The organism is Adlercreutzia sp. St.1H8 (genome assembly GCF_059728655.1).
On record NZ_AP039376.1, the window covers coordinates 776,529 to 792,768 of the forward strand.

The window sequence follows — 16,240 nt, forward strand, 5'->3', positions numbered from 1 at the left end:
CCCTCCTCACGTCCGTGGATCAGGAGCAGAAGTGCCGAAGTCTCTCAATTCCCTCATGAAGCATCTTCGCGCCAGCGGAATAGCCATCAGCGGCTCTTCTCAGAAGCGGAAGCTTAAGAACATCGGGTATTACCATGGGTACAAAGGCTACCGATTCGCCAAAAAGGCTGCAAACAAGCTCCCAATTACCAATTTTACTCAAGTTGCTGCGCTGTACGGCTTCGATACCCAGCTCAAAACGCTGTTCTATCCGCGTGTCATGGCCATTGAGACGGCGTTGAAGAACTACACGCTGGAGGCGGTGGTTCAAGACGCAGGATCGGCGTCCTTCGAGACAATATGGCATAAGAGCCTTACGGGCTATCGGGCTAAAACGGGGAAGGCGTATCGGAAGGCTTGGGAAGAGAGGCAGCGCCTTCGGCAAGAAATAGACGGTATGATTTATGGGCATAGAGGCCGTGACGTTATCGGGCATTTCCGGGATGCCGACAAGGACGTTCCCCTTTGGGCTATCTTTGAGGTAATGACGCTCGGCAACTTCGGTGCGTTTTTCCGTTGCCTCGATCTGCGCGTTAAAGCAAAGGTCGTGGGTGATCTTGGCATGCCCGCGAACATAGACTCGGAGATTAGGCTGGGCGAGATAATATTCGCGCTGAAGGATTTTCGTAACGCTATCGCCCATAACGCAGTCGTACTCGATGTCAGATTCCAGACCGGCGCAGTTAATACGGGCGTTTCTCAGTTGCTCAAGCAGGAGACGGGCGTGAGTGGGGTCGACTTCGCGGATATCACCGATTACGTCGCGCTGCTCGTTTATCTTTTGCGTCGCATGGGCTTCTCGAAGACGGAATGCAGGCAGCTCATTGCTGGATACGATTCCATCATTGAGCGTTATCGGGCGGAGCTCCCTTTCAACGTGTACTCGAAGATTATCAAGACGACCGCACGTGGGAAATTGACCGCCCTTCGACAGTTTGTTGGTAACAGCTAGCGCTGGTCAGCAAGTTTGACACTCATGTTAGAATGTATTTGAAAGCGGTGAAAGGCTGCGGCCGACACCTGGAAAAGCCCGATGCGTCGGGCTTTTCTCATGCCATATGAAGGGCGCGGACAAGAAGAGGCTTCTCGCGGTAACGCGTATCGTCTTGAAATGTCCCGAAGGCCCGTTACTTTTCAAAAAAGCGTGCCTTAGGTGCAGCGTGGGCGCCAGTCTGCCCGAGTCTCGGGTGTGCTACAATGGAGCCGGCCTAGAGGCTTGGCCCCATGGGGCCGTGGCGCCCGGAGGCGCCACGGTTGCGAGGATGGCTAGTCCTCGTCTTTTTGGGAAGGGCCGCCGATATTCGGCGGCCTGCCGCTTTCTAGGGCCAGAAGCGCTATCCCCAGAGACGCGGCCCCGACTAAGACTTGGATCAAAGCCAGGAAATCACTCATCTGCATCACCTCCCCTCGGTATCTAGAATCCTCGGTAGGGAAGGTCTATGCAGAGAGGTCATCCCTCCCCGCATTTTCATTTTTTCAAACAAATGTTCTTAAATCAAGCCTTGAAATAAAGGCGAATGTATGTTTGTATTATAAGCAATCGAAGGTTTTGTCACGATCGCTTTTTTGCGAGGAGGGGGCTGTCTACCAGGCGTTTCTTGGTTATCTGGAAAAAGAATAAAGTCACATTGTCGCAATGACTTGCGACAATCGTACAATCGTCGTACACTGTGCCCAACGAGTGGGGAGGGGCCAGCCCTGCTCAGGGGACGGGCGCTCATGCATGGCGCCTCTCGTCCCGGGGAGAGAGGGGCGCAGCGCCCTTCACGGAAGAGAAGGAGGAGGAATGTCGGATTCCAAGACCCCCGTCCGGGGCATATCCCGCAGAAGCTTTCTCAAGACCTCCGCAGTCGTGGCGGGTGCCGCCACCGTGAGCGGGGGAGGGGCGCTAACTGCCCTTGCCGCTGATTCGGCAGGCGATGGCGCCGCCGAGCACGAGGTCATCACCGTCTGCGGCTGCAACTGCCAAGGCAACTGCTCGCTGATCACCACCGTGCGCGAGGGGCGCGTCGTGAACGTTCGCTCGAACGACGACATCCCCTATCCCGCCTACGAGCGCGTCTGCATGCGCGGCTTCTCGCACCCGCAGCGCCTCTACGACTTCAGCCGCATCACCTACCCGATGAAGCGCAAGACGTGGACGATGGAGGAGCCCCACGTCGAGAACCGCGGCAGCGACGAGTGGGAGCGCATCAGCTGGGACGAGGCCGCCAAGCTGATTGCCGACACCATGAAGTACAACATGGAGCACTACGGCGAGAAGTCGAACTGCCTGCTCGCCTCGGCCGGCAACCCCTTCGCCGTGTTCGGAGGGTCGTCGGTGGGAACCTCGTTCGGCAGCCTGTTCGGCATGACCAAGTTCGACGTCTGCCTCGACTACGGTGATCTGCACGGCCTCGGCAACGTGACCGGCGCCGGCTGGGACTTCAACCAGCGCAACATGGCCGGCGACTACCGCTTCGCCAAGACGCTGCTCATCTGGGATTCCAACCCGCCCAACTCCCAGCCCCATAGCTGGCACTTCTGCATCGAGGCCAAGGAGGCCGGCGCCAACCTCGTGGTCATCGACCCCACCTACACCATCGCGGCCGCCCAGGCCACCAAGTGGGTGCCCATCAAGCCCGGCACCGACCCGGCGCTCGCCATGGCCATGGTCAACGTCATCCTGGAAGAGGGCTGGGTCGATGAGGACTTCCTTGTCAACAAGACCTGCGCCCCGCTGCTCGTGCGCGAGGACACGGGTCTGTTCCTGCGCAGCACCGACTTCGGCGAGGCGGGCCCCACGCAGCTTCCCGAGTATCCCTTCGGCGGCTCGCTTGTTCTGGCCGCGTCGAAGGCCGGCAAGGTTCCCACGGCCGAGGAAACCGCCATCTACGTGGTGTGGGACGCCGATGCGAACGCGTCGGGCAGCCTGAATGACGTGGCGAACCCCGCTGTCGAGGGCAGCTTCGAGATCAACGGCGTGAAGGCGACCACCGCCTACACGCTGCTCAAGGAGCACATGGCCCAGTACACGCCGGAGTGGGCCGAGAAGATGACCGAGGTGCCGGCCGACACTATCGTCGAGCTCGCGCGCATGTACGCCCAGGACACCCCGTCCACCATCTACGCGGGCTATCATCTCTACGACAACTGCGCCGAGCTGGGACATACGTGGGGCATCCTCGCGTCGCTCACGGGCAACATCGGCAAGCGCGGGGCGAGCGTGGGGCATCTGGGTAAGAACAAGCCGTACCTGAACCAGGCAGGCAACCTCTTCCCGGCTGGCTTCGCCAAGTACAGCGATGACGTGCCGTGGCTGATGGTCAAGGACATCCTCGAGACGGGGATGTACAAGGGCAAGGAGTTCCCCATCCGCCTGCTCTACAACATCTGCGCCAACCCGGTGGGGAGCTACGGCAACCAGAAGTACATCATCGAGAAGATGCTGCCCAAGATCAACTGCATCGTCACTGCGGACATGGAGTTCTCCGACACGAGCACCTACAGCGACTTCCTGCTTCCCGCGTGCCATTACTTCGAGACCGACTGGATCCAGGGCGCGTCCCACACCCCGTTCCTCTATATGGCGAACAAGGCTGTCGAGCCTATCGGCGAGGCGATGTCGGATCTCAACATCTTCCGTGCCATCGCCAAGGAGCTTGACGATCCTGCGGCCAACAAGTTCTACGCCAAGAGCGACGAGGAGATGATGCGCGGCGTGGTGGATACCGCCGCCGCGGCAGCCATGGGAATCGACCTCGACACGTTGAAGGAGAAGGGCGTCCTCGCCGACAAGGACGAGAACTGGATCCACTGGGAGGAGCAGGTCTGGTCCACGCTCTCCGGCCGCCTCGAGTTCTACGTGGAGAACCCCGGCGCGCGCATCAACATCGGTAAGCCCATCAACAAGGCCGATTACCGCCTGCCGGTCTACCGCAATCCCTCCGAGGCCTACGACGGCTCGGAGCAGCAGAAGAAGTACCCGCTCTACCACTACTGCGAGCGCACCCGCTGGCATCTCCACACGCAGTACAACCACGTTCCGTGGTTCCGCGAGCTCGATCCCGAGCCGTATCTGCGCATGCATCCTGACGACGCGGCAGCCCGTGGCATCGCCGAGGGCGACTACGTGGAGGCCTACAACGACCGCGGCCACTGCGTCTGCAAGGCCAAGTTCGACAAGGGGCTGAGGCCCGGCATGGTCTCCTCGCCCAAGGGCTGGCCGCGTGAGTTCTACGTGGCGGGAAGCTACCAGGAGCTCACCAACGACTACGTCAACACGTTCCATCAGAACACCTCCTTTGACGACACGCTGGTCGAGGTGCGCAAGTACGAGGGAGAGGTGAAGTAGAGATGACCCACTACGGAATGGCGATCGACACCAAGAAGTGCGTCGGGTGCCACGTGTGCGCCATGGCGTGCAAGCTGGAGAACAACCTGCCCAACGACGTGTGGTGGAACCGCATCCTCACCGACAACGGCGGCGAGGTGGGCTTCGACATGGTGGGCGGCTCGTATCCTGACAACCTGAAGCTGAGCTTCCTGCCCACCTCCTGCCAGCACTGCGAGAACCCGGCCTGCGTGAAGGTGTGCCCCGTGGGCGCCACCTACCGCGACCCGGAGACGGGCGTGGTGCGCCAGGACTACGACAAGTGCATCGGCTGCCGCATGTGCATGAGCGCCTGCCCCTACACCGGCGTGCGGTCGTTCAACTGGGAGGAGCCCCAGCACCACATGGACTACGCGACGGGCGGGAAGGACGTGCCCGCGCACCAGAGGCACGTGGTGGAGAAGTGCACGTTCTGCTACCACCGCACCTCCCAGGGCGTCGAGCCCGCCTGCATGCACCTGTGCATCGGCCGCGCCCGGTTCTGGGGCGACTTGGACGACCCCGACTCCGAGGTCTCCCAGCTCATCGCGAGCCGCTCCTACAAGCAGCTGCTCGAGGACCGCGGCACCAAGCCGTCCGTGTACTACCTCGTCTAGAAAGGATGACGACCATGACTGACACTAGCAACGTCGCCGTTCTCGACGACGACCTCACCGCAGCGCCGAAGGCGCGCGAGGCTACGGGAACCCGGGCGGCCGCCTGGGGCGGCAAGGGGCTTAACGTGGGCATCGGCGTGTCTGCCGTGCTCGTGATCGCCGGCATCGTGCTCTGGGGCATGCAGCTCACGGGCGGCATGGTGCAGACCGCGATGAGGAACCTCGACTCCTGGGGCCTCTACATCACGATGTTCATGTTCTTCGTGGGGCTGTCCGCGGGCGGCCTCATCATCTCGTCGGTTCCGAAGGCCTTCGGCATCAGGGGCTTCGGCGGCATCTCCAAGGTGGCCGTCATGAGCTCGATCGCCGCCACCGTGGCCGCCATCGGCTTCGTGGTGGTCGACCTCGGCCAGCCGCTGCGCGTGTGGGAGCTGTTCGCGTACTCCAACCTCGGCTCGCCGCTCATGTGGGACATCATCGTGCTGGCGACCTACCTCATCCTCTCCTGCGCCTACCTCTGGGCCCAGGTGCGCGCCGAGCAGGGCAAGGTCTCGCACGCGGCCCTGCGCGTCATCAGCGTGGTGGCCCTCGTGTGCGCCGTGCTCGTGCACTCCGTGACCGCCTGGATCTTCGGCCTGCAGCAGTCCCACGAGATGTGGCACACGGCGCTCCTCGCCCCCTGGTTCGTGAGCTCGGCGCTCGTGTGCGGCACCGGCCTCGTGACGCTGGTGTGCATGGCGCTCTCCCGCGCCGGCTACCTCGAGCTCTCCCGCGAGAGCCTCGTCAAGCTCGTGAAGCTGCTCGGCGCCTTCGTGGTGGTGGACCTGTACTTCTTCGGCTGCGACCTCCTGACCGAGGGCTTCCCCGGGGGCGAGGGCCTGGCGGTCGTCGACATGCTCGTGTCCGGCCCGCTCGCGCCCTTCTTCTGGGTGGAGGTCGTCGGCTGCGTCGCCGCCGCGGTCATCTGCTTCACGCCGTCGCTGCGCCGCCCCGGCCTCATCGCGCTCGCCTCGGCGCTCGCCATCCTCGCTATCCTCTGCAAGCGCGTCCAGATCCTCGTCGGCGGCTTCCAGATCGCCAACCTGGCTGACTACGCCGCCGCCTCTGGCCCCATGACCGTGACCAACTGGGAGTCCGGCCTGGCCGCCGCCTACCAGGGCATGGTCTACTGGCCGGCCCCCATCGAGTGGGGCGTGTGCGCCGGCGTGGTGGCGCTCGCCGTCCTCGTCTTCCTGCTGGGTCTCAAGTTCCTGCCCCTGCGCCCGCAGGACTAGCGCGCCCGTTCCCTCCCATGGCGGCGCGCCTCAGGGTTTTACCTGAGGCGCGCTGTCGGGGGGGGGCTGCCCTTCAGACGCCCCTTGCCCGCCGGGCGCCTTCCCCTCTGGCGCTGGGCGTGGGCGCGTGCCTGGCACGGAGGGCGAGTTGGCCTGATCCCGCCCTCCGTGCTCTCCGCAAGCCCTCCCTTTTCGGGCGGATCGGATTCTCCCTCCTCCGATCCGCCCCTTTTGTCATAGCTTGTCATACATTAAGAGGGCTGTCATAATGCGAGTGGGTCGCATGCGGCGTGGGGGGGGGGAGCGTGCGACGAGTCGACCGGTGGGTCGCTGCCTGCCGAGATGAGAGAAGGTTTCGCCCATGGGGAAGAAGCTGCTGATTACGCTTGCGGCGCTGGCGCTCATCGGCGCCTGTGTGCTGGGGGCCGGCGCGCTCGCTCAGCCGGGAACCGCGCCGCTGCCCGTGCCCATCGCCGCAGACTCGCCCTGCCCGGCCACCGGCTGCGCGAGCGGGACGTGCCACGGGTTCGATGATGTGCCCGAGCCCGACGGCGTCCATGAGATGACCTGCCCCGAGGCCGGCTGCGCCTCCGTCGAGTGCCACGCGTGGGACACGCTGCTCGGCCGTTACCACCAGGCCTCCGACGCGAGCCTCAACCTCTGGATTCTCATGCCGGTGGCGCTCGTCATCGCGCTTGCCTTCGTCATCCGAAAGGTCAGGTGATCTTGTGCGCGGAAAGCTTGCCGTCGATGCGGTGGCGCTCGTCGCCTACGTCATCGTCTCGCTGCCCTCGCTCACGGGGGTGGCCTTTCACGAGTGGCTCGGCCTGGCCGTGTTCGTGGTGCTGGCCGTGCACCTGGCCCAGCATCTGTACCAGGTCATCCTCAAGCGCGCGCCGGCGTCCGACGGAGCCGCGCGCCGCGCTACGCCCGCTCGCGTGGCCCGTGCCGTGCTGGCGGTGCTGCTGGCCGTGGCGCTCATGGTGTGCGTGGTGTCGGGCGTGATGGTGTCGGGCGCGGTGCTGCCTGCCTTCGGTCTGTACGCCGAGGGCTACTACTTCTGGAATCCGCTGCACGCCGTGTCGGCTAAGGTGCTTCTTGCGCTCCTTCTGATTCACCTGTTCCTGAACGCTGGAATGGCGTATCGTTTGCTGCAGAGGAAAAAGCCCTCCGCGAAGAAGGAGACCGAACATGACCGTGACCGCTGATACCTGGCAGGCCCGCGCGGCCTTGTGCGAGCTGCTCGCCCTGAGCTTCCGCTATCCCGATGACGTGCTCGTGGGCGCCATCGCCAGCGGCGAGTGGGGCGAGGCGGCCGAGGAGATAGCCGGCGCCCTGGGGCTCGCCTGGCCCGCTGACGGCGCTCCCGGCGCCGCTGAGGCTGCGGCCGTCGATGACCCCGACGAGCTCAAGCACGCCCTGCGTGCCGAGGCCACGCGCCTGTTCGTGGGCGCGCCAGAGCCGCTGTGCAGCCCCTACGAGGGCGTTTGGCGCGCCGCCGATGACGGCGTGCAGGCGCTCTTGTTCGTCAACCCGCACTCCATGGACGTGGAGCGCTTCTGCAAGGCCTGCGGCCTGGGTCGTCCCGAGGGCACCAACGAGCCGCTCGATCATGTGGCCACCGAGTTCGAGCTGCTGGAGTACCTGGCCCTGCGTGCTGCCGTGGATGCGGCCGCTGAGGCGGGCGATCCCGTGGAGGACGCAGACGAGGGCGAGCCGGGTGACGTGGTGGCCTCGGCCGATTTGCCTGGCGGCTCGCCTGCGGCAGCGTACGACCAGTTCATGGACGAGCACGTTCGCACCTGGACGCCGCGCTTCGCCGACAAGGCCGCCGAGGACGCGCGCCTGGGCTTCTACCCCCAGGCTGGCAGCCTGCTGAAGGCGTTCGTCGCGGCATAGCGACTGGCGTGACCGTCGGCGCCGGTTTCGTGCGCCGCAGTACGCGGGCCCCGGTTCACGCCGGGGCCTTTTCGTTTGGACGCCCAGGTGCGGCGGGTTTCGAGTTTCTGGCCAAAAACACCGCGGTTTACGCGGTTCTTCGGCGTCTCGGAGCGGCGCAGGCGGCGTTTCCCCAGGTCAGCTCCGGCCGCTTTGCTTCCCGTGGGCACGTTGTTGCGTAAACCATGGTGTTTTTGGCCAGAAATCCGGATCCTCCCGAGGCGCCCGCCGTCCTGCCTTGTCGGCTCCCGCCTTGCTCTCGTCCTGTTCCGCTCCGTTCCGCCTTGCGCCGCACCGCACCCGCCTCGCACCCCGCACTCTCGCGCCCCTGCTCCCGCCTTTCGCTTTCGTCCCGTCCCGCCGTCCTGCCTTGCTTCGCTCCATCTCGCATCTGCTGCCACCTCCCCGTCCCCGCGTCAAGCCCGCTGCCTCGCTTGCCCCGCCAAGCCTTCGCCCGGCCTCACCGCGTCGCCCCCGCGATACGCCCGCTCCGTCCCACTCCGTTCAGCCTTGTGCCCGTCCTTGCCCTCCTGTCTCATACTCACCTCGCACCCCCGCACTCTCGCGTCCCTGCCCCGTCCAATCCTCTTCTGCTTCGCCCTGCCAAGCCTTCGTCCGGCCTCTCCTCGTCGCCCCCCCCGCGATACGCTCGCTCCGCCTCGCCCTCTGGGAGGCGTCGTTGCCCCGCTTTACCCGTCCCGCTCCCGCCGCTCTGCCTTGCTCTCCGCCGTCTCGTCCCCGTCCCGCCGCCCCACCTCACATCTGCTGTCGCCTTCCCGTCCCCGCGTCAAGCCCGCTGCCTCGCTTGCCCTGCCAATCCTTCGTCCGGCCTCGCCTCGCTGTCCGCCCCGCGCCTCCCATCCTCTCGCACCAACCTTCCCATCCCGCCCGCCCCGCTCGTCCCGTTCCCGCTCTCTCGCACCCGCCTCCCCATCCCGCCCGCCCCGCTCGTCCCGCCGTCCCGCCTCGCATCTGCTACCGCCCCCGCCCCTCACCGCCCTCCATCCCCCCCCCAACATTCCGCACACTTTTGACGACTTTGCGACGCGCCGCCGCCCTTCCTGCCCTTCACCGACGGGCGGTCGTCCGCATTTCCCCAGGTGGGCCTCGGTGGCTGCTCTTCCTGCGGCTGGCGAGGGGCTCTCGGATGCCCGCCCAGGGTGCCTTTGCGTCGCAAAGTCGTCAAAAGTGTGCAGAAACCCCGTGCGGCCGCGGCGGTTGCGGCAGCCGCGACGGTTGCGGCGGATGGTGGTTCCGAGTACAATGCGCGGTAATGAACAGGGTGTTGATTTTTGTTCGTGATGTGCAAGATAACGAAGGGAACCGATGGCCACCACGCTCGAGACCTGCGCGCCGCCCATCGCGGCGGGGGAGGATCGGCGCATCGTCCGCTCGAAGCGGGCGCTGCGCGACGCGCTCATCGCGCTCATGGAGGAGCGCGGCTACGAGGCTTTCACGGTCAACGACTTGTGTGCCCGCGCCGACCTCAACCGCGGCACGTTCTACAACCACTTCCGCGACAAGGAGGACCTGCTCCTCACGCTGGAGGACGAGGTCGTCGCCGACCTCGAGCGCTTCCGCGTATCCATGCAGCAGCTCTCGCTCGCGGAGCTCTTGCGCATCCGCGTCGGCCGCGCCCCGCTCCCGTTTCTCGTGGAGCTGTTCGACTACCTGCGTGACCAGGCCGATTTCTTGCACGCGGTGATGGGGCCCGGCGGCGACATCCGGTTCGCCCCGCGCCTGCGCGACGCCGTGTGCACCGACCTCATCGAGAACATCCTGCACGACCGCTACCGCGAGAACCCCACGCCCTTCGTGAACTACTACGTGGCGTTCTACGCGTCAGCCTACCTGGGCGTCATCACCCGCTGGCTTGAGACGGGCATGGCGGAGTCATCCGAGGAGATGGCCGTCATTGCGCTGCGCCTGCTGTTCATCAAGCCCGGCGAATCCATCGAGCTCTAACGCGAACAAGGGAGGGTTAGAGAAACCATGAAGCGAACGAAGACCAGCAAGTACGTGCAGATCACGAGCGATGGCGCCGTCGATCCCGCCGTCATGCGCGTGACCCGCGTGGAGGCTGCGGGCGAGGTGGGCGATACCGCGGCCGCTGGCGTCGCGCCCGCGCCCGTCGACCCGAACGCCCTGCGCATCGGCATCGACGTGGGCTCTACCACGGTGAAGCTGGCCGTGCTCGACGCGGCAGGCGAGGTGCGCTGGGCGGTGTACCGCCGGCACCACGCCGATGTGCGCGCCACCATCATCGAGGTGCTGCGCGAGGCAGCGGCCCAGTTCCCCGACGAGGCCATGACCATCGCCATCACCGGCTCCGGCGGCCTGCTGCTGTCCCAGTGGCTCGGCATCGAGTTCGTGCAGGAGGTCATCGCGTCCAAGACGGCCGTGGAGACCTTCATCCCGCGCACCGACGTGGCCATCGAGCTTGGCGGCGAGGACGCGAAGATCATCTACTTCGACAACGGCATCGAGCAGCGCATGAACGGCACCTGCGCCGGCGGCACGGGCGCGTTCATCGACCAGATGGCCGCGCTGCTCAACACCGACGCAGGCGGCCTCAACGAGCTGGCGAAGAGCCACACCACCATCTACCCCATCGCCAGCCGCTGCGGCGTGTTCGCCAAGACCGACGTGCAGCCGCTGCTCAACGAGGGCGCGCGCAAGGAGGACATCGCCGCGTCCATCTTCCAGTCGGTGGTCACCCAGACCATCTCGGGTCTGGCCTGCGGGCGTCCCATCAGGGGAAACGTCGCCTTCCTGGGCGGTCCGCTCCAGTACCTGCCCGAGCTGCGCAACCGCTTCTACGAGACGCTTGCGCTCGATGAGGATCACATCCTCGTGCCCGAGAATGCGCACCTGTTCGTGGCGTCGGGCTGCGCCATCGCCGGTGCCGAGGCCGGCGCGGCCCCCGAGCGGCTGGCCGACATCCTCACGCGCCTGGAGAGCCTGGGCGACCTGCAGGGCTCGGAGGTGGTGCGCCTGGCGCCGCTGTTCGCCGACGACGCGGCCTACGCCGCGTTCAAGGCCCGCCACGACGCCGAGCGCGTGCGCCGCGCGAGCCTCGTGGACTACCGCGGGATGGCGTTCCTCGGCATCGACGCCGGCTCGACCACCTTCAAGGCGGCCCTCATCGGCCAGGACGGCGCGCTGCTGTGGTCCACCTATGCGTCCAACAAAGGCGACGTGCTCGGCTGCGCGAAGGCGGCGCTCGCCGACCTGTACCGCGCGCTGCCGGCCGACCCCGTCACGGGCGAGCCGCTCGTGACCATCGGCCACGCCACGGTGACCGGCTACGGCGAGGGGCTCCTGCTCGAGGCCCTGCGCGTGGACTCCGGCGAGATCGAGACGGTGGCCCACCTGCGCGGCGCCCAGGAGATGCTGCCCGGGGTGGAGTTCATCCTGGACATCGGCGGCCAGGACATGAAGTGCCTGCGCGTGAAGGACGGCGTCATCGACCACATCATGCTCAACGAGGCCTGCTCGTCGGGCTGCGGCAGCTTCATCGAGTCGTTCGCGTCCGGCCTGAACCTCGACGTGGCCGCGTTCGCCGAGACCGCCATCCGCGCCGAGAGCCCGGTTGACCTGGGCAGCCGCTGCACCGTGTTCATGAACTCGCGCGTCAAGCAGGCCCAGAAGGAAGGCGCCACTGTGGGCGACATCGCCGCAGGCCTGGCTATCTCGGTCATCAAGAACGCGCTGTTCAAGGTCATCAAGATCCGCGATCCGCACGACGTGGGCACCAAGGTGATCGTCCAGGGCGGCACGTTCCTAAACGACGCGGTGCTGCGCGCCTTCGAGCAGCTCTCCGAGGTGGACGCCGTGCGCCCCGACATCGCCGGCAACATGGGCGCGTTCGGCGCGGCGCTCCTGGCCCGCGACCGCTACGAGGATGCGCGCCGCCATACTGAGAACATGCCCCTGTCACCGGATGTGGGCCCGAAGGTTCCCGTGAGCGGGCTGCTCTCGCTCGCGGCCATCGAGGCGCTCGCCCCCACCCACAAGACCGTGCGCTGCAAGGGCTGCTCCAACGCCTGCCTGCTCACCGTCAACGACTTCGGCAAGGACGAGGCCACGGGCAAGAACCGTCGCTTCATCACCGGAAACCGCTGCGAGAAGGGCGAGAGCCTGGGGACGGGGAAGGGAGCCTCGGAGGTACCCAACCTCTTCGAGTACAAGAGCCGCCGCCTGTTCGACCACTACGAGCCGCTCGCGCCCGAGGACGCTCCCCGCGGCACCGTGGGCATCCCGCGCGCGCTCAACCAGTACGAGAACTACCCGTTCTGGTTCACCTTCTTCACCCAGCTCGGCTACCGGGTGGTGCTCTCCGACCCGTCCACGAAGAAGACCTACGAGGCCGGCATCGAGTCCATGCCCTCCGAGAGCGTGTGCTATCCGGCCAAGCTCTCCCACGGCCACATCATGAACCTGCTGGCCAAGAAGCCCGACTTCATCTGGATGCCCTGCTCGAAGTGGGAGCGTCAGGAGGACGAGACCGCGGGCAACCACTTCAACTGCCCCATCGTGGCCAGCTACCCCGAGGCGCTGCGCCTCAACATCGACGAGCTGCGCGGCGGCGACGTGCCGCTGCTCACCCCCTGGCTGCCCTACGACAGCAAGGAGCATCTGAAGAACCGCCTGTTCGTGGAGCTGGGCCAGAACCTGGCCGAGGCCGCCGGGCGTCACGGCATGCCGCTCACGGCCGAGGAGGTGGCCGCCGCGGTGGAGGCCGCCTGGGCCGAGGACGAGGCGTTCAAGCGCGACATGCGCACGAAGGGCGTGGAGACGCTCGCCTGGATGGAGGAGACGGGCACGCGCGGCATCGTGCTGGCGGGGCGTCCCTACCACAACGACCCCGAGATCAACCACGCCATCCCCGAGCTGCTCACGAGCTTCGGCCTGGCCGTGCTCACGGAAGACTCCGTGGCGCACCTGGGCCAGCTGGAGCGTCCCATCCGCGTGGTGGACCAGTGGATGTACCACACGCGCCTCTACGCGGCGGCGAAGGTGGTCACCCAGCGGCGCGACCTCGACCTCATCCAGCTGAACTCCTTCGGCTGCGGCCTGGACGCGCTCACCACCGACCAGGTCCAAGAGGTGCTCGAGGCGGCCGGCAAGGTGTACACGGTGCTCAAGATCGACGAGGTGTCCAACCTCGGCGCCGCCCGCATCCGCGTGCGCAGCTTACTCGCCGCGCTCAAGGACCAGGCCGACCGCGACGCCGAGGCCGATGCTGACGCGCGCGCCGCGAACCGCGCCTGCCCGGCGACGTCCATCAACCTGGACGACCTGGACAAGCTCGTGCCCGCCTCGCTCACCGAGAAGGCCGACGGCGTGGTGCGCGCCGCCGAGGTCGAGCAGCGCGAGGGCGTCTCCACCGAGTTCGCGCGCCCCCAGTTCACCGAGGAGATGAAGGAGGCCGGCTACACCATCCTCGCGCCGCAGATGGCGCCCATCCACTTCGACCTGCTCATCGACATCTTCCAGCGCTTCGGCTACAACGTGGAGCTGCTGCCGTCGGTGGACCATGGCGCGGTGGACGCGGGCCTCAAGTTCGTCAACAACGATATCTGCTACCCGTCCATCCTGGTCACGGGCCAGATCATGGAGGCGGTGCTCTCCGGCAAGTACGACACCGACAAGCTGGCCGTGCTCATCACCCAGACGGGCGGCGGCTGCCGCGCCACCAACTACATCGCGCTCATCCGCAAGGCGCTCAAGGCGGTGGGGCTCGAGCACATCCCCGTCATCGCGCTGTCGTTCAAGGACCTGGGCGAGGTGAACCCCGGCTTCAAGATCACGCCGAAGATGCTGCTCCAGGCTCTCTACGCGCTGTGCTACGGCGACTTGCTCATGATGTGCCTGTACCGCACGCGCCCCTATGAGGTGGAGCCGGGCAGCGCCACGCGCCTGTTCGACCACTGGATGGCCGCGTGCAAGGGCCAGCTGCACCGGGGCGTCACCTACGGCGAGTTCAAGCGCACGGTGCGCCAGATCGTCGGAGACTTCGACACCCTGCCGTTGGCCGGCGAGGGCACCAAGCCGCGCGTGGGCGTGGTGGGCGAGATCCTCGTGAAGTTCCATCCCACGGCCAACAACCAGCTGGTGGACGTCATCGAGCGCGAGGGCTGCGAGGCCGTGGTACCCGGGCTCATCGAGTTCTTCCTGTTCGGCATCGCCGGCGCCATCTTCCAGAAGGATCCGCTCGGGCGTTCGCCGAAGGGCGCCGTGGGGTCGAAGATCGCCCTTCAGGCCATCGCGAAGTTCCGCAAGCCGGTCAACGACGCCCTGCGCCGCTCGCAGCGCTTCGAGCCGGTGACCGACATCTACGAGCTGGCCGACTACGCCGAGCAGATCCTGTCGCTGTGCAACTCCATGGGCGAGGGGTGGCTGCTCACCGCCGAGATGGTGGAGCTCATCCGCGAGGGCACGCCCAACGTGGTGTGCGCCCAGCCCTTCGCGTGCCTGCCCAACCACGTGGTGGGCAAGGCCGTCATCAAGGAGCTGCGCCGCCAGTACCCCGAGAGCAACATCGTGGCGGTGGACTACGATCCCGGCGCATCCGAGGTCAATCAGCTCAACCGCATCAAGCTGATGATCGCGGTGGCCAAGGCGAACCTGGCCGAGAAGGAGCGCGAGGCCCGCGGGGCGCGGGATGCCTTCGTCGGCGCGGGGCGGCCCGGGCCCGCCACCGAGAAGCTGGGCTCCGTGGAGGTGGAGACCGCCACGGCGGAGTAGCGCCGCCAAGTCGCCTCGCGCGGTGCCTTTGGGGCCTGGGAGCGCCCGCTCTCGTCCGCCTGATGGCGGAGGGGGCGGGCGCTTTTTTGCGTGCGGGGCGCAGGATCGCGGGTCGCTGGGCGCTGGGCGTCGCCTGGGCGCGATGGACGGTCGGGCGAGGGGGCGCCGCGCCCAGGTGCCCGGGCGCGGCGCGCGCGTGCGGCGCCTGCAGGTGGGTGGCGGCTGGAATTCCGGCTGCCGCCCTCGTGTGGTTCTAGGGCGCGCGAGGGGGCTGCAGCGCGATGCGCGGTTTTTGGCCATTTGCTTCGAAATTCCGAGGCATCGACGGCCAAACGAGGCTCCGAAAGCGGTTTGCCTCTGGAGCGTCCATAGCCGACCAGGGGAAACGCTTCCAGGTGAAGCCGTGCGAGTCCCAGGCGGGTCGGAATTTCGAAGCAAATGGCCAAAAAAGCCGAAAAATCATGCAAGGGAGTGTTGGCAAGGCCTGGCTGGGACGCGCTGACGGCTGCTATGGCATGCGGGGCGGGGCCCTGCGCGTTGGAGCGCGGCGGCGCTAGCGCGGGATGGTGGCGAGCTTGGCGATGAGCTTGCGGTAGATGCGGTCGCGGATCCACGGCTCGGTGGACAGCGCGATGGCGTCGTCGAGGGGTGCCCAGCGCACGCCCGAGTTCTCGTCGGGCTTGACGCGCAGCGGCGCCGAGGGGTTAGCGATGGCCAGGTACGTCACGTTGAGGTGTAGGTGAGACCCGACGTAGCTCCCGTGCTTCTCGTGGCCGTTGACGGTGAGCACCTCAATCGAGTAGATGCCGCCGGGCCCGCAGGGGACGAGCCGCGCGTCGGTGACGCCGGTCTCCTCGGCCAGCTCGCGCAGGGCGACGGCTGCCAGGTCGGTCTCGCCGTCGGCGTGGCCGCCGATCCAGCTCCAGGAGTCGTAGAGGTTATGATAGACGAGCAGCGTACGTGTGAACGTGGGGTCGACCGTCCAGATGGAGCAGGCGAGGTGCGCGAGCGCCGCGCGGTCGAGACAGGCGGGCCCGGCTTCGAGGGCGCGCAGGATGACGGGCTTGTCAACGGTCTCCTGCTCGTTGAGCGGCTCGTAGGCGCGGAGGTCGTCGATGAGGGTCATGGCGGTCCTTTCGAGGCGGGCGAGGGGCAGTGCGACGGGAGGCGGCGGGCCTGGCGAGCGCTGTGGGCGGGCTTGCCGGCGGGCGTGGCGGGCCGGGCGAGCCCTTGGCCGCAGGCTGGGGCCGCGGGGCGCCTCTGCGGGCGCG

General features: G+C 66.5%; 10 protein-coding genes. 9 read left to right on the top strand and 1 reads right to left on the bottom strand.

The genetic code is table 11. The features are described from left to right. Window positions 1-31: 31 nt before the first annotated feature. The 9 genes from AC6I0Y_RS02775 to AC6I0Y_RS02815 all read left to right on the top strand — a co-directional run bounded on the left by AC6I0Y_RS02775 (window position 32) and on the right by AC6I0Y_RS02815 (window position 14,969). Entirely contained in the window at window positions 32-991 is a 960-nt protein-coding gene (locus AC6I0Y_RS02775) for an Abi family protein (RefSeq protein WP_497732952.1), read from the top strand. Window positions 992-1,825: 834 nt separating this feature from the next. Then, entirely contained in the window at window positions 1,826-4,372 is a 2,547-nt protein-coding gene (locus AC6I0Y_RS02780) for a molybdopterin-containing oxidoreductase family protein (RefSeq protein WP_497732954.1), read from the top strand. A gap of 2 nt (window positions 4,373-4,374) precedes the next feature. Further along, window positions 4,375-5,007, top strand: a complete 633-nt coding sequence (locus AC6I0Y_RS02785; protein ID WP_497732957.1) for a 4Fe-4S dicluster domain-containing protein — start codon at window positions 4,375-4,377, stop codon at window positions 5,005-5,007. Between the two features lie 14 nt (window positions 5,008-5,021). Then, a complete protein-coding gene (gene nrfD / locus AC6I0Y_RS02790) occupies window positions 5,022-6,281 on the top strand; it encodes an NrfD/PsrC family molybdoenzyme membrane anchor subunit (RefSeq protein WP_497732959.1) in 1,260 nt (419 codons plus the stop codon). 361 nt (window positions 6,282-6,642) lie between these two features. Further along, a complete protein-coding gene (locus AC6I0Y_RS02795; RefSeq protein ID WP_160709456.1) occupies window positions 6,643-7,005 on the top strand; it encodes a hypothetical protein in 363 nt (120 codons plus the stop codon). Window positions 7,006-7,009: 4 nt separating this feature from the next. Further along, on the top strand, window positions 7,010-7,489 hold the full coding sequence (locus AC6I0Y_RS02800; protein WP_160709454.1) for a DUF4405 domain-containing protein: 480 nt from the start codon (window positions 7,010-7,012) through the stop codon (window positions 7,487-7,489). Beyond that, the gene (locus AC6I0Y_RS02805; protein ID WP_160709452.1) at window positions 7,473-8,180 is read left to right on the top strand and encodes a TorD/DmsD family molecular chaperone; all 708 of its coding nucleotides are present in this window, start codon (window positions 7,473-7,475) and stop codon (window positions 8,178-8,180) included. Before AC6I0Y_RS02800 ends, AC6I0Y_RS02805 begins: the two co-directional genes overlap by 17 nt. A gap of 1,365 nt (window positions 8,181-9,545) precedes the next feature. Continuing rightward, entirely contained in the window at window positions 9,546-10,184 is a 639-nt protein-coding gene (locus tag AC6I0Y_RS02810; protein ID WP_497732963.1) for a TetR/AcrR family transcriptional regulator, read from the top strand. 27 nt (window positions 10,185-10,211) lie between these two features. Beyond that, window positions 10,212-14,969 carry an acyl-CoA dehydratase activase-related protein gene (locus AC6I0Y_RS02815; protein ID WP_497732966.1) on the top strand — a complete coding sequence of 1,586 codons (4,758 nt, stop codon included), beginning with the start codon at window positions 10,212-10,214 and terminating at the stop codon, window positions 14,967-14,969. Window positions 14,970-15,522: 553 nt separating this feature from the next. Here the strand turns inward: AC6I0Y_RS02815 and AC6I0Y_RS02820 are convergent. Beyond that, on the bottom strand, window positions 15,523-16,095 hold the full coding sequence (locus AC6I0Y_RS02820; protein ID WP_497732969.1) for an NUDIX hydrolase: 573 nt from the start codon (window positions 16,093-16,095) through the stop codon (window positions 15,523-15,525). Window positions 16,096-16,240: the final 145 nt, after the last annotated feature.

Excerpts from the sequence above, each read along its gene's own strand:
- AC6I0Y_RS02780 (WP_497732954.1), top strand. The coding sequence starts at position 1,826 with ATGTCGGATTCCAAGACCCCCGTCCGGGGCATATCCCGCAGAAGCTTT.
- AC6I0Y_RS02785 (WP_497732957.1), top strand. The coding sequence starts at position 4,375 with ATGACCCACTACGGAATGGCGATCGACACCAAGAAGTGCGTCGGGTGC.
- nrfD (WP_497732959.1), top strand. The coding sequence starts at position 5,022 with ATGACTGACACTAGCAACGTCGCCGTTCTCGACGACGACCTCACCGCA.
- AC6I0Y_RS02795 (WP_160709456.1), top strand. The coding sequence starts at position 6,643 with ATGGGGAAGAAGCTGCTGATTACGCTTGCGGCGCTGGCGCTCATCGGC.
- AC6I0Y_RS02805 (WP_160709452.1), top strand. The coding sequence starts at position 7,473 with ATGACCGTGACCGCTGATACCTGGCAGGCCCGCGCGGCCTTGTGCGAG.
- AC6I0Y_RS02810 (WP_497732963.1), top strand. The coding sequence starts at position 9,546 with ATGGCCACCACGCTCGAGACCTGCGCGCCGCCCATCGCGGCGGGGGAG.
- AC6I0Y_RS02815 (WP_497732966.1), top strand. The coding sequence starts at position 10,212 with ATGAAGCGAACGAAGACCAGCAAGTACGTGCAGATCACGAGCGATGGC.
- AC6I0Y_RS02820 (WP_497732969.1), bottom strand. The coding sequence starts at position 16,095 with ATGACCCTCATCGACGACCTCCGCGCCTACGAGCCGCTCAACGAGCAG.